The sequence below is a fragment of the Mycobacterium sp. genome (assembly GCF_049647605.1).
Taxonomy (GTDB): domain Bacteria; phylum Actinomycetota; class Actinomycetes; order Mycobacteriales; family Mycobacteriaceae; genus Mycobacterium.
Map to the genome: position 1 here is coordinate 1 of NZ_JBARXZ010000224.1, position 20,854 is coordinate 20,854.

The 20,854-nt window shown below is 66.5% G+C and carries 23 protein-coding genes; 10 read left to right on the forward strand and 13 right to left on the reverse strand.

Annotated features, from left to right (window positions below; translation table 11 throughout):
* A partial coding sequence (locus WBB07_RS27450; RefSeq protein ID WP_526312554.1) for an inositol monophosphatase family protein occupies window positions 1-327 on the forward strand: 327 nt, incomplete at its 5' end.
* Here the strand turns inward: WBB07_RS27450 and WBB07_RS27455 are convergent.
* On the reverse strand, window positions 240-1,385 hold the full coding sequence (locus WBB07_RS27455) for a saccharopine dehydrogenase family protein (RefSeq protein WP_526312556.1): 1,146 nt from the start codon (window positions 1,383-1,385) through the stop codon (window positions 240-242). The two genes, WBB07_RS27450 and WBB07_RS27455, sit on opposite strands and share 88 nt — an antisense overlap.
* The gene (locus tag WBB07_RS27460; RefSeq protein WP_526312558.1) at window positions 1,382-1,960 is read right to left on the reverse strand and encodes a TetR/AcrR family transcriptional regulator; all 579 of its coding nucleotides are present in this window, start codon (window positions 1,958-1,960) and stop codon (window positions 1,382-1,384) included. The genes WBB07_RS27455 and WBB07_RS27460 overlap by 4 nt, the downstream gene beginning before the upstream one ends.
* A gap of 47 nt (window positions 1,961-2,007) precedes the next feature.
* On the opposite strand from WBB07_RS27460, the gene WBB07_RS27465 reads away from it, so the two are divergent.
* From WBB07_RS27465 to WBB07_RS27475, 3 genes are read left to right on the forward strand one after another with little or no spacing between them, the layout of a single operon-like run.
* Window positions 2,008-2,649: a GNAT family N-acetyltransferase gene (locus tag WBB07_RS27465; protein WP_526312560.1), complete on the forward strand. Its 642-nt coding sequence runs from the start codon at window positions 2,008-2,010 to the stop codon at window positions 2,647-2,649.
* Between the two features lie 54 nt (window positions 2,650-2,703).
* Window positions 2,704-3,294 carry a cysteine hydrolase family protein gene (locus WBB07_RS27470; RefSeq protein ID WP_526312562.1) on the forward strand — a complete coding sequence of 197 codons (591 nt, stop codon included), beginning with the start codon at window positions 2,704-2,706 and terminating at the stop codon, window positions 3,292-3,294.
* 28 nt (window positions 3,295-3,322) lie between these two features.
* Window positions 3,323-3,805: an Rrf2 family transcriptional regulator gene (locus tag WBB07_RS27475; protein WP_526312564.1), complete on the forward strand. Its 483-nt coding sequence runs from the start codon at window positions 3,323-3,325 to the stop codon at window positions 3,803-3,805.
* Window positions 3,806-3,909: 104 nt separating this feature from the next.
* On the opposite strand, the gene WBB07_RS27480 is transcribed toward WBB07_RS27475, so the two are convergent.
* The 4 genes from WBB07_RS27480 to WBB07_RS27495 form a co-directional block, all read right to left on the reverse strand.
* Window positions 3,910-4,134: a hypothetical protein gene (locus tag WBB07_RS27480; protein WP_526312566.1), complete on the reverse strand. Its 225-nt coding sequence runs from the start codon at window positions 4,132-4,134 to the stop codon at window positions 3,910-3,912.
* Window positions 4,135-4,343: 209 nt separating this feature from the next.
* A complete protein-coding gene (locus WBB07_RS27485; protein ID WP_526312568.1) occupies window positions 4,344-5,231 on the reverse strand; it encodes a DUF4097 family beta strand repeat-containing protein in 888 nt (295 codons plus the stop codon).
* A gap of 27 nt (window positions 5,232-5,258) precedes the next feature.
* A complete protein-coding gene (locus WBB07_RS27490; RefSeq protein WP_526312570.1) occupies window positions 5,259-5,903 on the reverse strand; it encodes a response regulator transcription factor in 645 nt (214 codons plus the stop codon).
* Complete coding sequence (locus tag WBB07_RS27495; RefSeq protein ID WP_526312572.1) at window positions 5,891-7,207, reverse strand: sensor histidine kinase; 1,317 nt, start codon at window positions 7,205-7,207, stop codon at window positions 5,891-5,893. Before WBB07_RS27495 ends, WBB07_RS27490 begins: the two co-directional genes overlap by 13 nt.
* A gap of 128 nt (window positions 7,208-7,335) precedes the next feature.
* On the opposite strand from WBB07_RS27495, the gene WBB07_RS27500 reads away from it, so the two are divergent.
* On the forward strand, window positions 7,336-8,484 hold the full coding sequence (locus WBB07_RS27500; protein ID WP_526312574.1) for a TDT family transporter: 1,149 nt from the start codon (window positions 7,336-7,338) through the stop codon (window positions 8,482-8,484).
* Here the strand turns inward: WBB07_RS27500 and WBB07_RS27505 are convergent, their stop codons facing one another.
* Entirely contained in the window at window positions 8,485-8,898 is a 414-nt protein-coding gene (locus WBB07_RS27505) for a VOC family protein (protein WP_526312576.1), read from the reverse strand.
* Window positions 8,899-8,970: 72 nt separating this feature from the next.
* Between WBB07_RS27505 and WBB07_RS27510 the strand changes: the two genes are divergently transcribed.
* The 3 genes from WBB07_RS27510 (at window position 8,971) to WBB07_RS27520 (ending at window position 12,242) form a co-directional block, all read left to right on the forward strand.
* Window positions 8,971-10,101, forward strand: a complete 1,131-nt coding sequence (locus WBB07_RS27510; protein ID WP_526312578.1) for a serine hydrolase domain-containing protein — start codon at window positions 8,971-8,973, stop codon at window positions 10,099-10,101.
* Between the two features lie 84 nt (window positions 10,102-10,185).
* A complete protein-coding gene (locus WBB07_RS27515) occupies window positions 10,186-11,067 on the forward strand; it encodes an LLM class flavin-dependent oxidoreductase (RefSeq protein ID WP_526312598.1) in 882 nt (293 codons plus the stop codon).
* Window positions 11,064-12,242: an alpha-hydroxy-acid oxidizing protein gene (locus WBB07_RS27520; protein ID WP_526312580.1), complete on the forward strand. Its 1,179-nt coding sequence runs from the start codon at window positions 11,064-11,066 to the stop codon at window positions 12,240-12,242. The genes WBB07_RS27515 and WBB07_RS27520 overlap by 4 nt, the downstream gene beginning before the upstream one ends.
* A 28-nt stretch (window positions 12,243-12,270) precedes the next feature.
* Here the strand turns inward: WBB07_RS27520 and WBB07_RS27525 are convergent, their stop codons facing one another.
* The 5 genes from WBB07_RS27525 to WBB07_RS27545 are packed head-to-tail and all read right to left on the reverse strand — an operon-like array spanning window position 12,271 to window position 17,775.
* Window positions 12,271-13,554 (reverse strand): DUF4032 domain-containing protein, encoded by a 1,284-nt coding sequence (locus WBB07_RS27525; RefSeq protein ID WP_526312582.1) that lies wholly within the window; start codon window positions 13,552-13,554, stop codon window positions 12,271-12,273.
* Window positions 13,555-13,557: 3 nt separating this feature from the next.
* Window positions 13,558-14,757, reverse strand: coding sequence for an ABC transporter ATP-binding protein (locus tag WBB07_RS27530; protein WP_526312584.1), 1,200 nt, complete (start codon window positions 14,755-14,757; stop codon window positions 13,558-13,560).
* 2 nt (window positions 14,758-14,759) lie between these two features.
* Window positions 14,760-15,587 (reverse strand): carbohydrate ABC transporter permease, encoded by an 828-nt coding sequence (locus WBB07_RS27535; RefSeq protein WP_526312586.1) that lies wholly within the window; start codon window positions 15,585-15,587, stop codon window positions 14,760-14,762.
* A complete protein-coding gene (locus WBB07_RS27540; RefSeq protein WP_526312588.1) occupies window positions 15,584-16,516 on the reverse strand; it encodes a carbohydrate ABC transporter permease in 933 nt (310 codons plus the stop codon). The genes WBB07_RS27535 and WBB07_RS27540 overlap by 4 nt, the downstream gene beginning before the upstream one ends.
* Window positions 16,513-17,775 carry an extracellular solute-binding protein gene (locus WBB07_RS27545; protein ID WP_526312590.1) on the reverse strand — a complete coding sequence of 421 codons (1,263 nt, stop codon included), beginning with the start codon at window positions 17,773-17,775 and terminating at the stop codon, window positions 16,513-16,515. The genes WBB07_RS27540 and WBB07_RS27545 overlap by 4 nt, the downstream gene beginning before the upstream one ends.
* 266 nt (window positions 17,776-18,041) lie before the next feature.
* Here WBB07_RS27545 and WBB07_RS27550 point away from each other — a divergent pair, with 266 nt between their 5' ends.
* Window positions 18,042-19,694 (forward strand): glycoside hydrolase family 13 protein, encoded by a 1,653-nt coding sequence (locus WBB07_RS27550; RefSeq protein ID WP_526312592.1) that lies wholly within the window; start codon window positions 18,042-18,044, stop codon window positions 19,692-19,694.
* A gap of 52 nt (window positions 19,695-19,746) precedes the next feature.
* Window positions 19,747-20,421: a pyridoxamine 5'-phosphate oxidase family protein gene (locus tag WBB07_RS27555; RefSeq protein WP_526312594.1), complete on the forward strand. Its 675-nt coding sequence runs from the start codon at window positions 19,747-19,749 to the stop codon at window positions 20,419-20,421.
* A gap of 168 nt (window positions 20,422-20,589) precedes the next feature.
* Here the strand turns inward: WBB07_RS27555 and WBB07_RS27560 are convergent, their stop codons facing one another.
* Window positions 20,590-20,721 carry a hypothetical protein gene (locus WBB07_RS27560; RefSeq protein WP_526312596.1) on the reverse strand — a complete coding sequence of 44 codons (132 nt, stop codon included), beginning with the start codon at window positions 20,719-20,721 and terminating at the stop codon, window positions 20,590-20,592.
* Between the last annotated feature and the right edge of the window lie 133 nt (window positions 20,722-20,854).

Here is a 20,854-nt window from a genome sequence, read left to right on the forward strand (position 1 = left end):
CCGCGCGTCGTCGTGTCGCGCACCCGACCACCTGCGATTGCACTGGCGGTGCGAGACGCCCTCGGTGGCACGCTTGTCGAGATGGGGTCGGCGGGCGCCAAGGTCTCGGCTGTGGTCCAAGGCGTCGCCGACGTCTACGTCCACGCCGGTGGTCAGTACGAATGGGATTCCGCGGCGCCGGTGGCGGTCGCCCGCGCCGCGGGTATGTTCACCTCCCGGATCGACGGTTCGGCGCTGGTCTACAACCAGTCGGACGTATCGCTGCCGGACCTGATCGTGTGCCGGCCCGAACTGGCCGACGCCGTGTTGGCGGTGACCCGGGCCTGACTTCCGGCCTCCGATGCCAGCGCGGTCAGCAGGTCCCCGGAGTCGGGGAGCTGCTCGATGTGCCAAACACCGTGCGGTTGGTCTTTTTTGGTCAACCGGCGCGCGACGTGTGCGGCCACCTCGGCGGTCATCGCCGCCTCGCCGTGACCGGCGAAGTGCCCGGCGACAACCAGGCGGCGGCCGTTGCGGAGTCCTGTCGCTTCGGCGCAGACCGCAAAGCCGCCCTGGCGCTGCGGAAGGCTGCCCATCGCCCGAACGAGCGGGCGTCGCACGGACTTCGATCCCAGGATGCGGGCGGTGCCGCTGCGCGCGGCCGCGACGGCGGCGCCATGCAGGATCGCCGGTTCGATGGCCAGCCAGGAGCGGACCGTGGGGATGTCGAGAGTGCGTGCCAGAGTTCGCTGTTCGGGGAAGTTGAAGCCACCGCCCGGCACCCGGGAGTGGCCACCGAAGTCGAGTGACCGGCGCGCGATGAACGGTCGCTCGGACCGGATGGCGCCGTTCTCGACGACGTCGAACGGTACGGCGAGGTTTTCCAGTGTCCACTCGATCGCTGCCGCGCCGTGTTCGTCGGCGATGTGCAGCCGGACACCGAGGTCGAGGCGGTGCACCTCGTCGAGCAGGGAGCAGGCGTCGCGGGCCAGCAGATTTGTCAGTCCGGGAGCAATGCCGACACTGAGCACGGCGGTGGCGCCGGTCTGGACCGCCAGCTCATGGAGGTCGTCGGCCTGCGCGATTCCCGCGAAATCGGCCGAGACATCGGTGTAGTCGACGCCCGCGGCCAGACATCCCTGCGCGAGCGCCCGTTCGGACTTCGGTGCGCATGCCACCACCAGGGTGGGTCGGGTGCTGCGCAGCAGGGCCTGCACCGACTCCGGGTCGCTGGCATCCAGGCGCTCGGCCCGGACACCGTGACCGATTGACGCGGCGGCGGCCCGGGCGCGATCCGGGTCCCGCCCGGCGAGCACCACTGAAAACTGCGGCGCGAGGCGTTCGGCGATGAGTCTGCCGACCAGCCCGTAACCCCCGGCGATGACGATCGTGCTGGTGGTGCTCATGCGCGGGCACCGGGGGCGGCGGCCACGGTCGACAGGGCGGCCAGCGCGTCGACGAGTGCCGATGCCGAGGGCAGATTGTCGGGATCGAACAGGGACTGCACCGCCAGACCATCGAACAATGCGATGAGAACCGTTGCCAAGGAACGGGTGTCAGCACCCTCGGCGAGTTCTTCCACGCCGTCGCCCACCGTGGTGCGGAGTTCTTCGTAGACGGTGCGCAGTTCGGTGCGTAACTGTTCACTGCGCTCGGCCTGGGCGAACACCTCGACGGCCGCGACCGCGTCGCGCTTGTCCTGTTTGAGATTTGCGAGGAAGCGTTCCAGGATTTCGGTGAGACACGTCCGCGGATCGGTGTCGACAAGTTCACCCATGTGGCGAAGCGGCCCCTGCGACCAACGGCGCGTGACCCGTACCGCCGCCTCGCGCATGAGCTCCTCCTTGGAGCCGAAGTAGTAGTTGACGTCGGGCGCGTGGGCCCCTGCTGCCGCGAGGATCCGCCGGGTGGTGGTCCGCGCCCAGCCGTCGTCGGCCAGGCAGCAGATGGCGGCGTCGAGGAGCCGATCTCGGGTACTCATGAGAGCGATCCTAGCGCTTGCTAATAGCGATTGCTAGGATCGGCGTCATGCCAACCCACACCATTCGTCCCTCCACACCGCAAGACCGTCGTTACCTCACCTGGGTGTTGCGCACCGCCGCCACGTCGCACCTGCCGCAGTGTGTCTGGGACGTCCTGTTCGGGCTTCCGTCGGACCAGGTCGATTCGCTGCTACACAAAGTGACCGGTTCGGAGAAGCCGCACTGGTGCCATACCGACCGCTTCTGGGTCGCGGAGGTCGACGGTGAACCCGTCGGTGCCATGACCGGCTTCGACACCGCGACGGAGGGGAATCCGGCCCTCGAGAGTGAGATCTTCGGGCTGCTTCCCGATCTGAACCTGCCCGACGGCGCTCTCGAGGCCCTGCTGGTGCGGGCCACCTCCCTGAGCCGGGCCACGCCGCCGAATATCGAGGGCAGTTGGGGTGTCGAGAATGTTGCCGTGTCTCCCGGCCACCGTGGTGGCGGAATCGTCGACGCCCTGCTCCAGCATGTTGTTGCCGTCGGCCGCGGCTACGGGCACGCGCAGGTCCTCTGCCTCAACGGCAATGTCCGTGCGGAGCGGACGTGGTTGCGCAACGGATTTGCCCTCACCACCGACTACCGCGATGTGTCCTTCGAGCAGACCTACGGCACAAAGGGTTTGAAGCTCTACTCGCGGACGCTGTGAGACGGCCCGGCGCCCACGCCTATCCTTGGGGTCACCCCGACGAAAGGCTCGACGATGAGTGAAACCCTGCGTGTGCTTGCCGGACTACCCAGTGAGCCCGCCGGCTTGGCCGACTCCACGCTGATCCTGGTTGACTGCCAGAACACCTACACCCAGGGAACGATGGAACTCGAGGGTGTCCAGGCGGCGCTCGACGAGACCGAAGCCCTGTTGGATCGCGCCCGTACCGCCGGCATCCCGATCATCCACATCCAGCACGACATGGGCCCGGGATCGCTGTACGACATCAACGGTGAATCGGGCGCCATCGTCGCGCGCGTCGCCCCGCGCGGCGATGAACCGGTGGTGGTCAAGGGACACCCGAACTCATTTGTCGACACCGATCTGGACAAGCGCCTCAAGACACTCGAAGCGACGAACCTGGTGCTGGCCGGCTTCATGACCCACATGTGCATCAACTCGACCGCGCGGGGTGCGTTCAACCTCGGCTACGCGCCGACAGTTGTTGCGGCGGCCACCGCGACACGATCACTGCCCGGGCTGGACGGACCGGTACCCGCACAGGCCTTGCACTCGGCCAGCCTGGCGGCGCTGTCCGATTTGTTCGCCGTCGTGGTGCCCCGCGAGTCGGACGTCCCGAGCTGACCATCCGGGCAATGGCAGAATTCACATGATGCGAATGTCGGCCAAGGCGGAGTACGCCGTGCGCGCCATGATCCAACTGGCGACGGTGGACGACGGCGAGCTCGTCAAGACCGATGAGCTGGCGACCGCCCAGGGTATTCCGGCGCAGTTCCTGGTCGATATTCTCTCTGATCTGCGTGCCGACCGGTTGGTGCGCAGTCACCGTGGACGCGACGGCGGCTATGCCCTCGGGCGTGCAGCGGACAGCATCAGCATCGCCGACGTTCTGCGTTGCGTCGACGGCCCTCTGGCCAGCGTGCGTGACATCGGCCTCGGCGATCTGCCGTATTCGGGACCGACGACGGCCCTGACCGATGTGTGGCGCGCCTTGCGGGCCAGCATGCGGTCGGTGTTGGAGGAGACGACGCTGGCCGACGTGGCCGCCGGCGCATTGCCGCCGCACGTCAGCAGCCTCGCCGACGCCTACAACGTCCAGGAAACCGAACGCGGCCGGCGACGCACCGGAGCCTGAGCGCATCCCGATCGAGAGTCACATGAGGGCGGGTTTTGACCCCAGAATCCGCCCTCAGTGCACTCTCGACGCCAGCAGTGCAGCCTCGGTGCAAGCCTCGGGAGTCACTCCTGGCCGTATTTCGGATTTCCGTCCTCGTCGAGCCACTCGTTGATCGCGGTCCCGGTGATGGTGTTGTGCGATCCCGGCAGCACCGCCGTCGGCCGATCGTCGTAGGCCCGCGCCATCTCGGCTGCTTTCTCCTTTGCCGAGTCGGTGACCTCGACGGGCGAGTCACTGACCTCGGCGGATTCGGTGTGGTTCCTCGACGGAGTGCTGTCGTTGCTCATGTGCGACACCTTCTGTGAAAGGCCGCGCCATCTCGACGACCATCTGTTCGGGCTGCCCGCAAAAGTGACCCACGAAACAAAGGTAGGAATGCTGTTCGTGGGCGCGACGCAACGGATACGCAGACAGTGGTCCGACTTCATGGGGCCGGAAGCCACCGTGGCCGACACGACCGACACCTTGGCGCTGGGCACGTCCGCCCCACCCGAGCTCACAGTGACGGGCCGATCACCACCTCGCCGTTCACCGATCGGGCGGTGATCACCGACTCGGCATCGGCGGCGGTGCGTGCCAACGGCACCCGCACCACAGTTCCATCCGGGCCGGCGCTCGCGTCGACCAGGAAGGGCCCGTCGCCCGGCAGCCTCAGGGTGATGTCGCCGTCGGAGGTGACGGCCTCCACGGTGCGAGGTGCGACGTCGCGGAAGTCGACCGAGATGTAGCCGTCGATCACGTTGGCGGTGAACGACTCTCGCACCAGGATCCGATCTTCGTCGACCACTGCGCCGTGGCTTACTTCGACATCGATGCTGCGGGCCGACCCGTCGAGGATCACGGCACCGCCGGTGTTGCGGGCGGTCAGCTGGTCCAAGTCGGCATCGACGTGTAACACCCCGAACTGTTGAAAGGTGTTGACGCTCAACTGCTCACCCACCTGCGGCGGCACCACGACGGTCAGTTCACCGGTGCGGGCCCATTCCAGCCAGCCCGGCGATTCGCCGCGTAGCGCGATTCGGGTGTCGGGTCCCGGGGTGATGTCGAGTGCCTGCTCGCCGCCGCGGCTTGCGCTGACGAACCGCATTTCCACCCGGGGCTCGCGTGCGGCGTCATCCGATTCGATACGCACCGCCATCGGGATCTCACCGGTGTCGATGGTCAGGGTGTGCATCGATGCGGGCAGCGGCTGCGCGTCGGCGATGACCCGGGTGTTGCCGATGCCCACCGCGGCGGCGGTCAATCCGCCGATCCCGGTGAGCAACACCAGGGCCGCGGCGATCACCAACACCGCCCGGAAGGCGGTACGACCGGCAGGGGGCAGCGTCGGCGGTGGGGTGGGATGCACCGTCACCAGATGGGGAGTGGGAACCGGGTTGGTCATGAGGGTCCTTGAGAATCGGGGTGCTGTTCAGGATTCGAGGTAGCGCAAGACGGCAAGGACACGGCGGTTCTCACTCTCGTCGGGCGCCAGGTCGAACTTCATGAAGATCGAGGCGATGTGCTTTTCGGCGGAACCGGTGGAGATGGACAGCGAGGTTGCGATGGCGGAGTTGGTCTTGCCTTCCGCCATCAGCTGCACCACGTCTCGTTCGCGTGGGGTCAGCAGCTCGAGTGCATTTCGGCGTTGTGAGCGCACCAAGATCTGCGCGACGACCTCTGGGTCCAGCACGGTGCCTCCGGTGCCGACGGTCTCGACGGCGGCCAGGAACGCCGGCACATCGGCCACCCGGTCCTTGAGCAGGTAACCGAACCCGCGGGTGTCCGCGGCGATCAGCTCCGTGGCGTAACGCTCCTCGACATAGTGTGAGAGCACCAGCACCGCCGATTCGGGGTTCTGCTTGCGCAGCAGCGCCGCGGCGCGAATACCTTCGTCGGTGAATGTCGGTGGCATCCGCACATCGACGATCGCCAGGTCCGGGTGGGTGTCGTTGACGATGCTCAACAGGTTGGTCGCATCCGGAACCCCGGCGATCACCTCGTGGCCGGAGTCGTTGAGGATGCGCTCGATCCCGGCGCGCAGCAGAGCCGAATCCTCGGCGATCACGATGCGCATGGCACCACCGCGGTGACGACGGTCGGCCCGGAGGCCGGGCTGGACACGGTGAAGATGCCGCCGGCGGCGCGCACCCGCTCGTCGAGCCCCCGCAGTCCGGTGGCATCACTGGTGCCGTCTATTCCGGCGCCTCCTCGGCCGTCGTCGAAGACGGACACGAACAGCTGTGCGGTACCGGGACCGGTCTCGTCGAGACGCACCGTCACCACCGCTTGATTGGCGTGCGCATGTTTGGCGACATTGGTCAGCGCCTCGGCGACGACAAAATAGGCGACGGCCTCGATCTCGTCCGAAAGTCGGCGTGGCAGATACACATTCAACCGGGTCGGTACTCCCGAGGTGTCCGCTCGCTGCACCACCGAGGACAGTGCGGCATCCAGGCCGCGGTCGGACAGGATGGTCGGAGCGATACCGCGGACCACGTTGCGGAGTTCCGAGAGCGCCTGTTTGGCGTCGTTGTGCGCCTCGTTGATCAGGGTCTTCGCTGCCGGCAGATCGGTGTCGAGTTTGGTCTGCGCCAGACCGATTGTCATGGCCAGCGACACCAGCCTCGGTTGCACACTGTCGTGCAGGTCGCGTTCGATGCGATGCCGTTCGGTCTGTGCCGACGAGACCGCCCCCTGGCGGGCGTCGGCCAGGACGTTGACCTGACGTTGCAGCACCGCCGTCGAGGACGACGACAGCAGCCAGCCGTCGATCTTGGCGTCCAGCACCGGCGCGAAGACCAGCACGGCAATGCCGGCCACCAGGGCGATCACCGCCAGCACCCACGCCAGCGGCGGCGGCAGGAATTCGAGTCCGGCCGCGGCGGCACTGCCGTCGACCGCAATCGACGCGGCGGGCCCCAGGAAGGCCACCGCGAACAGCAGGGCCGCCAACCCGGCTGCGGCCAGGTCGTAGGACATTCGCAGGTAGTGCTGTGCGCAGCCCTTCCAGAACCGGGCGCTGCTGACGTCCAGCCACATTTGGTGCAGCCACCGCTGGATCCCGGTGTAGTGCGACAGCCGGCGCGGCGGCACCTGGATCCCCAGCCCGAAGACCGCTTCACTGCGCACCCGCTCCACCCAGTCGACGCCGCGCATCAGGTAGATGAACACCACGGCGGCCACGGCAAATCCGATACCCGAGGGGATCATCGAGATACCGAACACGAAGATCCCCAGGGGCACCCAGAACCAGACCACCGCCAGGGTGGCTCCGGTGAGCATCGATGCGGTCGGAACCACGCCGATGTGCGGGCTGAACCGCCGGGTCCGGCTCGTCGCCGGCTCTGCGGCGGTCGAAACGCTGTCTACAACAACCATGCGTCCAACCTATGGACTGCGGCGCTCGGGCGACACGGCGATTCCCACACAGTCTGGTGGGGGAAAACCCCCTCGCCGCCGGGCACATCGCCGAACAAGTGCCTCCGGCCGGGTAGCGTTCTGGAGTCGTGACAGCCTCCGACCCGCAGCCCGCCACCTCTCCACGAAGACGACTCGAGGTTCTGGGGAATCTCGGGCCCAACTGGTTCTCGTCGGTGATGGGGACCGGCATCGTCGCCAACGCCGGCGCGATGCTGCCGGTGCAGCTGCCCGGGATGCGCGGATTCAGCGAGTTCGTGTGGGTGGTCGCTGCGCTGCTGCTGGTGGTGCTGTCGGTAGCTGTCGGTGGTCACTGGTTGCTCAACCCGAAAGTGGCCCGCACTCACGGGCGAAACCCGCAGATGGCGCATTTCTACGGGGCCGCGCCGATGGCCTTGATGACGGTGGGGGCCGGGGCCATCCTGGTGGGCTCCGACCTGATCGGGATGCAGGCCGCCGTCAACCTGCACTGGGTGTTGTGGACGGCCGGCACGATCGGCGGATTGTTCACCGCGCTGACGATTCCGTACCTGATGTTCACCCAGCACGCGGTGGAACCCGACGCCGCATTCGGCGGTTGGTTGATGCCGGTGGTGCCACCGATGGTGTCGGCGGCCACCGGTGCGTTGCTGATCCCGCACCTGCCTCCCGGGACCGGGCGAACCACCATGCTGTTCGGTTGTTATGCGATGTTCGGGCTGTCGCTGATGGCGTCGCTGATCATCATCACGATGATCTGGAGCCGGCTGGCGCACTACGGCACGTCCGGCACCGCGCGGGTGCCGACACTGTGGATCGTGCTGGGCCCCCTTGGTCAATCCATCACCGCGGCGGGGCTTCTCGGTGCGCAGGCGCATCTAGCGGTACCCGAGGAGATCGCCTCGGGGATGTATGTCTTCGGCATCCTGTTCGGTGTCCCGGTCTGGGGTTTTGCGATGCTGTGGATCGGATTGGCGACGGCACTGACGGTGCGCACCCTGCGCAAGGGCATGCCGTTCGCGTTGACCTGGTGGAGCCTGACGTTCCCGGTCGGCACCTTTGTCACCGGCACCACCCAGCTGGCCCTCCACACCGGGCTGCCGATGTTTCGTGCCGCCGCCGTGGTGGCGTTTGTGGGTCTGTTGCTGACGTGGGTGCTGGTGACGGTGCGGACCGCGCGGGGCAGCGTGCGTGGCAACCTGTTCCAGCCGGCGCCCAACACCGGCCCGGTCAGGGCCCGCAAAGATCCCCGGGACTGATCACTTCGGCGCGGACAGCTCCAGGGCGATGTTGTCGGGGTCCCGGAATTCGAGGATGTAGGCCGGTCCGATGTCCTTCACCGACCCGTGGGCGATGCCGAGGTCGTCGAGATGGGCGGCGGCAGCCTCGATTTCGGCCAGGCTGTCGAGCTTGAATGCCAGGTGATCCAGGCCGGCGCGGTCCTCGTCGAATCGGTCGTCGGCGACGGGCCGCAATCCGATCAGGAGGTGCCCCAGGTCGTAGATGACACCGCCGAACAGGAAACCGAACCGTGCCCTGGTGGTGTCATCGGCGCCGTCGGGCAGCTCGAGCAGTACCGGCCAGCCGAACACCGACTCGTAGAACTGCCGCGACCGTTCGATATCGGTGACGGTCAGCCGGAGGTGAGCGATCGACGTTGTGGTGATCGACATGCCACCATCGTGCCAAAACGTCCCCTAGGCTTCGAGACGAACTCGGCCGGTCACAACAGAACGGGACCCAGCATGCGTCTCAGTCGTTCTCTCTTTGTCCTGGCAGCGGTGGTGATGCTGGCCGGGGCCACAACGTCGGCGGCCACCGCTGAACCGGTGGATCTGCGAGCTGAACTCGATTCCGCCATCGCGGCCAAGGTCCAGGAGCTCAGCGTCCCCGGAGCGGTGGTGGGACTGTCCATCCCGGGCCGCATCGAGTACGTGTCGGCGGTGGGGGTCAGCGATACCGCGACCGGGCGGCCGATGAGTGTCGCCGACCACACCCGGATCGGCAGTGTCACCAAGACGTTCACCGGCACCGCGGTCCTGCAACTGGTGGACCAGGGCCGCATCCGGTTGTCCGATCCCATCTCCCGGTACGTCGAGGGCGTGCCCGGCGGTGACCAGATAACCCTCGACATGCTGGGCCGGATGCGCAGCGGGCTGCCCAACTATTCCGAGGACCAGGCCTGGCAGGAACGGTTCATCGCCGAAGCGCCCACCGGACCGGATGCATTCGGCACCACTCCGCGTGAGCTCGTCGACATCGCTTTCCGCAACCCGGTGAACTTCGCTCCAGGTACCGAGTACGAGTATTCCAACACCAACACGGTGCTGCTGGGCATGGTGGTCACCCGGGTGACGGGTCAGTCGTTGCCGGATTACCTGCGCCAGCACGTTTTTGCCCCGCTGGGGCTGGGCCAGACCAGCTGGCCCACCAATGGTGTGATGCCCGAACCGTTCATGCACGGTTACGCCGAGCTGCCGGACGGCCCCGTCACCGACACCACGTTCTGGAACCCGTCGTGGGGTGACGCCGCCGGCGCTATCGTCTCCGATGTCGCGGACATGCAGCGATGGGCGGGGGCAGTGGGGCGCGGGGAGCTGTTGCGTCCGGAGACACAGGCGCAACGGGTTGCCGGTGGCGAAGCAGCCGCCCCGGGGGTCAGCTACGCGTTCACGATCTTCGACGCCCACGGCTGGCTGGGGCACAACGGTGACATCCCCGGCTTCACCACCGTGTCGGTGTATCTGCCCGAGCAGGATGCCACCCTGGTGGTGTTCGCGAATTCCAGCCTTCCCGACGTCCACGCCGCCGGCGAGATCGCCACGGCGGTGACCTCCATCGTCACCCCGGAGCACATCTACAGCCTGGCCGGGTAGGCCCCGACTCGGCATCGGGCAGTCCTGCCAATCCCGGTCGCATTCCGGTGCGTCCGTGCCAGAATCGCGGTCGTGCAGGTTGGGATGACTTTGCCGGTGATGGAGCCGGATGCGGACGCGGCGATGCTGAAGGCGTGGGCGACCGCCATCGACGAGGGGCCGTTCTCTTCCCTGTGCTGGGGTGAGCGGATCGCCTTCGGCAATCCGGACAGCCTGACGTTGTTGGGTGCTCTCGGGGCCTGGACCGAGCGGGTGCAGTTGGTGACGACGGTGATCGTGCCGCAGCTGCATGATCCGGTGATGCTGGCCAAGGCGCTGGCCACCGGTGACATGCTCTGTGACGGCCGGCTCACTGTCGGGATCGGCGTCGGTGGCCGACACGAGGATTACAACGCCGTCGGTGCCGACCCGGCCACCCAGACGATGCGGGAGATGGCGCGGCGCGTCGACATCATGCGCCGGGTGTGGGCGGGGGAGAAGCTCACCGATTCGGTGCTGCCGGTGGGTCCCGCGCCGGCCCGTGCCGGCGGGCCCGGGCTGCTGGTCGGAACCATCGGACCCAAGACGGTACGCAGCGCGGCGGCCTGGGCCGACGGGATGGCCGGCACCACCCTGGATCTCGATCTCGCCAAACAGAACGAACTGTTCGACGTGGCGCGGGAGTCCTGGGCACAGGCCGGTAAACCGGCACCGCATCTGGCGACGTCGTTCTGGTTCGCGATGGGTGAACCGGAGACCGCGCGGGCACAGGTGCACGCCCACCTGCGTCGCTACATGAACTGGATCCCGGCCGAATTCGTCGATGCGATCGCACCGACCACCGGGTGGGCAGGTGGCGAGGCGGACCTGGCCGCCACCCTGGCCGGGTTTGCCGATATCGGAACCGATGAGGTCCATCTGATCCCGACCAGTTCCGACCTCGACCAGTTGCGGCGGGTCGCCGACGTGGTGGAGGATTTTGCATGACCAACCCCAATTACGGTGCCTACCAGTATGAGATCTACTTCGCGGGGCTGTCCGGTGTGCAGCCGAGCCTGCCGATGTCGTACCCGGAATGGGAGGCCCGTGCCGCGCAGTCGTTGCCGCCGTCGGTGTGGTCCTATGTCGCAGGCGGTGCCGGGGACGAGACGACGCAGGACGTCAACCACACCGCATTTCGGCACTGGGGGCTGATACCGCGGATGCTGGTGGGTGCCAAGGAGCGCGACCTCACCCTCGAGCTGTGGGGGACCAGCTGGGCGGTGCCGGTGTTCATGGCGCCGGTTGGGGTCGCTGCGCTGTGTGACCGCAACGGGCACGGGGACATCTCGGCCGCCCGGGCCGCCGCCCGGACCGGGGTGCCGATGTTCGGCTCCACCCTCATGGGTGATCCGCTGGAAGACGTGGCAGCTGAATTCGGCGACACCCCAGGGTATTTCCAGCTGTACTGCCCCACTGATCGAGATATCGCCGCCAGCCTCGTCAGTCGCGCCGAGGCGGCCGGGTACACCGGTATCGTCGTCACGCTCGACACCTGGATTCCCGGCTGGCGGCCCAGGGATCTGAGTACCTCCAATTTCCCGCAGCTTCGTGGTCACTGCCTGGCGAACTACACCAGTGACCCGGTGTTCCGGGAGAAATGTGGTGTGGATGCGGCGACCATCGACGCCGATCCGCGTTCGATCGTGCCCTACTGGGCCGGCATCTTCGGAAATCCGCTCACCTGGGAGGATCTGCCGTGGCTGCGGTCACTGACAACGCTCCCGCTCATCCTCAAGGGCATCTGTCACCCCGACGATGCAAGGCGCGCAATCGATCACGGGGTGGACGGGATCTACTGTTCGACCCACGGCGGACGTCAGGCCAACGGCGGCCTGCCCGCGATCGACTGCCTGCCCGCGGTGGTGCAGGCATGCGGCGATGTGCCGGTGCTGTTCGACTCGGGGGTGCGCTCGGGGGCCGAGGTAATCAAGGCGCTGGCGTTGGGCGCCGCGGCGGTTGGGATCGGCCGGCCCTATGCCTACGGGCTGGCACTCGACGGTGAGGACGGGCTGGTGCATGTGCTGCGGTCGCTGCTCGCCGAAACGGACCTGATCATGGCGGTCGACGGATACCGGACGCCGGCCGACCTCACCCCGGATGCGCTGCGGGCGGTGCGCTGACGGTACTGCCGCGATCGACGGCGGGGCCCTAGTCGACGGGCTGGTCCCAATCGTCTTCGGACTGCACCGCAAACGGTTCGGTGGGCACCTCGACCACTGCCATCTCGGCGGCCGCGTCGGTGGGTATCCGGTGGCGCGCCAGCGCGGCGAGAGCACGTTCGGTGCCGATATCGTGGCCGGCCTGCTCCGACAACAGCCAGCGCACCTCGAGCAGATCGCAGAACGCCTGGATGTCGGATCCGGTACCGCCGACGGCCGCGTGCGCACGATGCATGGTCGGGGTGGCGACTTCCATCAGCCACAGGCGCGCCGCGGTGGTCTCGTCGACGTCCTCACCGGCCTCGTGGCACAGGTGGGCCTGATAGGCGTGCAGGTCGCCGAGCAGGATCTGGGCCTGGCCCTCGCCGGTCTGAAGACCGGTGAGGGCGCGCAGGTGCTGGGCATGGTAGCGCCGGTCGCCCACGGCGACCTTGAGCCGCAGCTGGCTGGGGTCGGCACTCAGCGGCTGTAGGGACACCTCGTCGACAGCAAAGCCCAGTTCGTTGAGCTTGCGGATGGTCCCCTCCACCTCGAAGCGGTCGGCGAAGCCGAAAACCGGTTCGGTGTGCAGTGTCTCCCACAGCCGGTCGTAGGTTTCCCGGACGCCGAACGCCTCGGCGATCAAGGTGTCGTTCAGTTCCTCGGGGCGATCCAGCCGGGCCGCCAGGTCGATCATGCCCGCCGCGACGTTCTCGACCAGGATCTCCATATCCCATTCGCGTTGCCCCTTGGACAGACTCGGGTGCACATCGCTGGTCTCGGCGTCGACGAGGAACGCCTGCAACGTTTGGCCGTCCCGGGAGAACAGGGTGTTGGCCAACGAGCAGTCACCCCAGAACACGCCGTGGCGGTGTAACTCGACCATCAGCGAGGCCATCGCGTCCAGCAGCCGGGCCCGGTGCGTCGGCTGGTTCGGGGGCAAGCGCATGAACAGGCGCCGGTACTGCCAGGACCCCTCCAGATAGCGGGTCACCAAGATCGCGGTGTCGTGTTCGGGCTGGAGCACCACACCGGCCGGGCGGACGGCGTTGAGCTCCATGTCCTCGAGCCGGCGCAGCACGTTGTACTCCTTGACCGCGATGCGCGGCGGCAGATCCTTCAGTGCCCACAGCGCCCCGTCGCATTCGGCAAATTTCACCAGGTGGCGGCTGGGGCCGACGGCGATGTCCCGCAGCGGCACCTCGGGCACCGTCCACTCGGACAGCGGCCGGTCCCATGGCAACGCCACCAGCTCGGGAGTGGGGGCCCGTAGCCGCAGCTCCGGCGCACGCATGACTCAGCTGGTACCGACGGGTTCGCGGCGTTCTGATCCTGCTGTGCGGGTGAGATTGTCGCCGTTCTGCGGATCGAACAGGTGCAAGCGTGAAGTGTCCAGCCACAGGGTGGCCTTGTCGCCGGTGCGGACGCGGCTCAGCGGATCGAGCTCGACGCAGATCTGGGTGCGCAGCTGTTCGCTGTCCAGATCGGAGGCCAACTGCTCCAGTTGAGCGTTGATCTCCGGCGGTGCCTCATAGGGCACAAACGCGTACTGCTCGTTGCCCAGCCACTCGGTGACGTCGATCTCGACCTCGAAGGTGACACCCCGGCCGGCCTTGGCGGTGTCGACCAGGCCGGCGTCTTCGAAGGCGCCCGGCCGGATCCCGGCGATGTAGACCTTGCCTTCCTCGGTGACCGACTGCCACTCCGGCCGCATCGGGATCGAGACGAACGGCAGCTCCAACCGACCGTCGCGCACCGAGGCGGGTACGAAGTTCATCGGTGGCGAACCGATGAAGCCGGCGACGAAGAGGTTGACGGGTTGGTCGTAGAGCTCGCGTGGACTCGCAACCTGTTGCAGTACTCCCTTTTTCAGGACCGCCACCCGGTCGCCCAATGTCATGGCCTCGGTCTGATCATGTGTCACGTACACGGTGGTGACGCCGAGTTTGCGCTGGAGTCGCAGGATCTCCATGCGCATCTGGCCGCGAAGCTTGGCATCCAGGTTGGACAGCGGCTCGTCGAACAGGAAGGCATCGGCCTTACGGACGATCGCGCGTCCCATCGCCACCCGCTGGCGCTGTCCACCGGAGAGGTTGGCGGGTTTGCGGTCCAGATGATCCTGCAGTTCCAGGGTTTTGGCGGCCTCGGTGACGGTCTTGCGTACCTCGTCGTCGGACATCTTGCCGGCCAGCCGCAGCGGGAAGGCGATGTTCTCGAACACCGTCAGATGTGGGTACAGCGCGTAGTTCTGGAACACCATGGCCAGGTTGCGGTCGCGTGGCGCTTTGTCGTTGACCCTGTTGCCGCCGATGAGCATGTCGCCGGAGGTGATGTCCTCCAGTCCGACGATCATCCGCAGCAGGGTCGACTTACCGCAGCCGGACGGCCCGACCAGGATCACAAATTCTCCGTCGGCGATGTCGAGGCTGACATCGTTGACGGCAGGGAAGCCGTCGCCGTACTTCTTGACGATGTTGCGCATGGTGATCTCAGCCATGGTTATCCCTTCACTGCTCCAGAGGTCAGGCCCGCGACGATGCGGCGCTGGAAGATCAGCACCAGGATCACGACGGGGATGGTCACGATGACCGAGGCCGCCATGATGTAGGGCACCGCGGACTCGAAGTACGACGCCCCTTGGAAGAATGCCAGTGCGGCGGGTACGGTCCGCGCACTGTTGGTGGACGTCAGCGAGATGGCGAACAGAAAGTCGTTCCAGCAGAAGAAGAACGTCAGGATGGCGGTGGTGAAGACGCCGGGTGCGGCCAGCGGCACGATCACTTTGCGGAACGCCTGCCACTGCGTCGCGCCGTCGACCTGAGCGGCGTGTTCCATCTCCCATGGGATCTGCCGGAAGAACGCCGACATGGTCCAGATCGACAGCGGTAGCGCAAATGTCATGTAGGGGATGATCAGGCCCAGCCAGGTGTCGTAGATGCCGAGACCACGCCACATGTTGAACAGCGGGCCCACCAGCGCTGCCTGCGGGAACATCGCGATGCCCAGCGCCAGCGACAGCAGGATCTTCTTGCCGCGAAAGTCCAAGCGGGCGATGGCATATGCGGCGAACATCGCGATGACCACCGAGATCACGGTTGCGATCAGGGCGATGCCGATCGAGTTGAGCAAGGCGCGGGTGAACAGCGAGTCACTGAAGATGGTGGCGAAGTTGTCGAATGTCCATGAGGTGGGCAAGAACTGCGGGCTGCCGGAGACGATGTCCGATGGCGGCTTGAACGCCAGGCTGATCATCCAGGCCAGCGGGAAGAAGCTGTAGAGGACGATGACCACACCGGCTGCGGTCCACCATTTGGTGTTCGAGTTCACTGGTCACCCCTCACCTGGGACAGGTCGGTCTTGAAACCCTTGACGAAGATGAAGGCGATGGACACCACCGACAGGAACAGCAGCACCGATACCGCCGAGCCCATCCCGAGGTTCACCAACGTCACGTTCTGCCGGTAGGCCAGGAAAGAGATGGTTTCGGTGTTGTTGGCGCCGTTTGTCATCACAAACGGGTTGTCGAATATTCGCCAGGCATCAAGGGTTCGGAACAACAACGCGACCATGATGGCGGCCTTCATGTTGGGCAGCGTGATCTTGTAGAGCCGCTGCCAGGCAGTGGCGCCGTCGACCTTCGCCGCTTCCTGCATGTCCTCGGGCACCTGAACCAGCCCGGCCAGCAGCAGCAGGGAGATGAACGGTGTCGTCTTCCAGATCTCGGACAGGCAGATCACGAAGATGGCCGACCAGCGATCACCGAACCAGTCGAAGTCGCCGAGATTGAGCCAGGTGTTCATGAAGCCGGAGTCGATGGCAAAGGCGTACCGCCAGATGAACGCCGAGACGACGGTGACGATGCCGTAGGGGATCAGGATGGCGGTGCGCAGTGGTCCCCGGCCGCGGATGATGCGCAGCATCACGAAGGCGAACGCGAAGCCCAGCACCAACTCGACAGCCACGGTGACCACCGTGATCATCAGCGTGGTCACGAAGTCGTTCCACCACACCGGGTCGGTCAGGATCACCAGATAGTTCGACAACCCGACGAACTCGCGCCCTGCAGGATCGGTGAGCCGGTAGTTGTACAACGACAGCACCAGCGCATAGCCCAGCGGGTAGGCGGTGACGAGGATCATCACGATGTAGGACGGCAATGTCAGGTAGAACCCGAGGCGCCGTTCGCCTTTGATGCGTTCGCTGGTGGTGGGAGCGAGGAAGTCCGGTGACTGGCTCGGCTTTTCGATCGTCGTCACAGGAGCCGCCTTCCGCTGAGCACGTCGGCCATGAACTGGTCGGTCAAGGCCGGTGTTTCCTCGGTGACCGAGGCCGGCGGATGCCAGGTCTGGAAGATCGAGCCGGCCACGTCGACGTAGAACGGGGTCAGCGGTCGCGGACCGCCTTCGGCGATGGACTCCCGGATCAGGTCGGCGTTGGGGTAGTTCTCCCTGACCTCAGGATTGTCGTAGGAGGCCGCGTACGGGGAGGGTTCGCCTTCGTCGAGCATGTACTGGGTGGCCTTGTCGAGGGCGTTGACGCACTCGACCAGCGCCACGGCCTCGTCGGCGTGTTCGGAGTAGGCGCCGACGCCGAGGTTGGCGCCGCCGAGTGGTGGCGCGCTGGGCTGGTCGGGGAGCACCCGCGGATAGCGGGCCCAGCCGATGTCGTCGACGACCTCTTGGGGCAGTGTGCCCGCTTCGGCCGCGCCGCGGGCCGCCGCCAGGACGTAGGGCCAGTTCAGCATGAACATGCCGCGCTGGGCCTGGAAGGCGGCGCGTGCCTGCTCTTCCTGGGCGTTGGACAGATCGGGCGGGGCGGCCGGCGAACGGCCGATGTTGCCGATGATCTCGGCGGCCTTCTTACCCGCGGGACTGTCGAGCGCCGGTGTGGCATCGCGCCCGGCCTCCGGATCCTCGAGGATCTGCCCGCCGGCCGAGAGCACCAAGGCGTTGATCCAGACCATGTAGCCCTCGTAGCGCGCACCCTGGCTGGCGATCGTCTTGTTCTGTCCCACAGCGGCTTTGATCATCTCGTCCCACGTGAAGGTGGGACTCGTCGGGTCGACGCCGGCAGCGGCGGCCGCTTCCTTGCGGTACCAGAGCAGCTGCGCGTTGGTCTTGAACGGTGCGGCGTAGAGGGTGTCCTTCCACATTCCGGTCTCAACGGGTGCCGGAAGCATGCCGCTGGTCAGTCGGGCCTTCTCGTCCTCGGTGTAGGGACGCAGGAACCCGGCGTTGGCGAACTCCGCGGTGTACACCACGTCGACGCTGACGACGTCGATGGAGGTGTCCCCGGCGGCCAGCCGGCGAACCAGCTGTTCGCGTTGTCCGGTCGCATTGTTGGGGAGCATTTCCACCGCGACCTGGTAGGCGCCCCCGGAGGCCTCCGCGCATTGCTGAGCGCGGGTGACCGCACCGCCGTTGTCCGGCATGGCGTACCAGGTGAGCACGGGTGCTCCTGAGGCAGCACCGCAGCCCGTGAGCAGTCCGGCCACCAGCAGGGGCACCCCGATCATCGCCGATCGTCGTCGGGATGCCCGCCAGCGCTGATGCTCTCGACGACAAATCCGTTTCATCAGCCCTCCACCGCCACGTCGCGGACACAGGCCGTGGTGACCTGCGGCGATAACTTTGGCCAGTGTGGCATACATCATAACGACGTGGAAGTGGCCCCCCGGTCTCGAATGTGTTGCGACAGTGCAACCAAGGGATACGTGTGGAGCGAAAGTGTCCGCGTCGCATTTGGTTTCGCTTGACACCGGAATGGGCACGTTCCAGTCTGATGACCGTGACGAATGGCGCAGTGGTGGACGAGCAGGCCGCATCGTGGTGGAAGACCGCGGTCGTCTACCAGGTTTACATCCGCAGCTTCGCGGATGGAAACGGTGACGGTATCGGCGATATCGCCGGGTTGACGGCGCGCCTCCCGTATCTTGCCGCGCTGGGTATCGATGCGGTGTGGATCAATCCGTGGTATCCGTCGCCGATGGCCGACGCCGGTTATGACGTCGCCGACTTCCGCGATATCGAGCCGACGTATGGAACCCTGGCCGAGGCCGAGGAGTTCATCGCCGCCGCACATGCGACGGGGATCCGGGTGATTCTCGACATCGTCCCCAACCACACTTCCGATCACCACGCCTGGTTCGCTGCGGCGCTGCGTGACGAGGCAGGCGCCCGGGCGCGCTATCTGTTCCGTGCCGGACGGGGCACTGACGGGGAGCTGCCGCCCAATGACTGGCGGTCGGTGTTCGGCGGACCTGCCTGGACCCGGGTTGCGGACGGCTCGTGGTATCTGCACCTGTTCGCGCCCGGGCAGCCGGATCTCAACTGGGAGCATCCGGAAGTGCGTTCGGAGTTCGAGAGTGTGCTGGCGTTCTGGTTCGACAAGGGGGTCGACGGTTTCCGGATCGACGTGGCCCACGGACTGGTGAAAGCCGAGGGACTACCCGACGGGGGTGTTTCCGAGGCCGGGGCACAGCACAACGAGGCGCACCCGGCCTGGGATCAGGACGGTGTGCACGAGGTCTACCGCGGCTGGCGCACGGTGGCCAATCGTTATGCGCCGGAACGGGTATTCATCGCCGAGGCGTGGGTGCCCAGCAACGAGCGACTGGCTCGCTACCTGCGGCCCGACGAGTTGCACACCGCTTTTCAGTTCGACTTCCTGCGCGCGCCGTGGCGCGCATCGAGTCTGCGCGCGGTGATCGACGACGCCATCGCCGGCGCCGCGTCGGTGGGCGCGCCCCCGACCTGGGTGCTGTCCAATCATGACGTGCCGCGCACCGTGACCCGGTACTCACGCTCGCAGCCCGAGAAGCTCGTCGAGAGCGAGTGGGAGCGGGCCCGATGGACCAAGGAAGCTGCCGACCATGCCAGCGGCCGGCGGCGCGCCCGAGCCTGCGCGCTGTTACAGCTGGCGCTGCCCGGAACGGCCTACGTCTACCAGGGTGAGGAACTGGGGCTCGAAGAGGTCGAAGATCTGCCCGACGAGGTACGCCAGGATCCCACTTGGGTGCAATCCGGCTACACCGACGTCGGCCGAGACGGCTGTCGGGTTCCGTTGCCGTGGACTGATAGTGCCGTGCCGTATGGCTTTTCGCCGCCCGGTTCGTCCTCTCGGACCTGGCTGCCGCAGCCACCGCACTGGGGGCAACTGTCGGTGCAGGCGCAGGAGAGTGATCCCGACTCGTTCCTGCAGCTGTATCGAGCGGTGTTGTCGGCCAGGAGCCACGTGTGGGATCAATCCGCGCCGGTCCGGTGGCTGGAGTCGTCAGAGGACGTGGTGGCGTTGCGCCGTGGTGCCGCGCAATGCTGGGTGAACACCGGATCGACCGCCGTCGACCTTCCCGGTGACATGACCATCGTGGTGGCTTCGGTCCCTGGGGTGCGAGGGCAGCTGCCTCCGGATTCCGCCGTGTGGTTGACGCGCTGAGCGTCGGCCTGTTCACGCGCGTTCTGGGGTCGGAGGTGGCAGTCTTGCAGACGTGTCACAGCCCTCGACCCGGATCTCGCGACTCAGTGAGAAGCAGTGCTCGTCGCGTGCCGAGCTGAACTCCTTGCTGGATACCACGCCATTGGCGACCATCGCGCTGGTGCGTGACGGCCATCCGGTGATCTTCCCGACCGGATTTGCCCGTATCGGTGACGAATTTGTCATTCACGGCTCCACCGGTTCGCCGTGGATGCGGGCCGTGGCCGCGGGTGCGCCGGTGGCGGTTTCGGTGACCACCCTGGATGGAGTTGTGGTGGCCCGCAGCGGGTTCGAATCATCGTTCCAGTACCGCAGTGCGGTGCTGTACGGGGTGTTCGAGGTCGTCGAGGGCCCGGACAAGCCGGCCCATCTCGAGACGCTGACCGACACGTTCATCCCGGGGCGGGTGGCCGAGCTGCGCCCCAGTAGCCGTAAGGAGCTCGCGGCGACCGTGGCGTTGCGGCTGGTCATCGGCGCGCAGAACTGGTCTCTGAAGATCAGCGACGGTTGGCCCGAGGATCCCGACGAGGATGTTGCCGCCGGCGCGTGGGCTGGAGTGGTGCCGTTGACGACGGTCTATGGTGACCCGTTGCGGGCCCCGGACTGCCCCGAAGCCATCCCGGTTCCCGATTCGGTGAAGCGGATGACGGGCGAGCTGGCCAACCGGGCGCCGGGATCGGCGTTGTGATCGGAGTGGCAGTCACTTCGGCGTCGATAGCTGTCTGATCTGCACGCCAAAGACGCTTTGCCGGTGCTGATTTCGCGAACTCCGGGTTCGGTGTGCCTGTCGGCAGGTGTCGATGCCGGCGCGTACCCCGGCTTTGTTCGAGACCGCCGGCCGAGTGTTGTCGCTCGATCAGATTGCGATGTTCGGGCGTTTTTGTGGACGGCGGCTCGGCGGGCTGGTTGTGCACAGTGCGGTGTTCATCCACAACCCGACGATTGTCGACTGGTTGTCGAACATGCGTGCGAATGCCGTGGTGGTCATGGATCCACCCGCACCGAGGTGCTCGACGCCCTCGCCGGTGTCGATGCCGCCCAGGCGCGGTTGCGGGCCACATCGACAAACCTGGTCGGCAACGCCTTCCGCATCGAGATCGCCGAGCGGCTCGAGACACAAT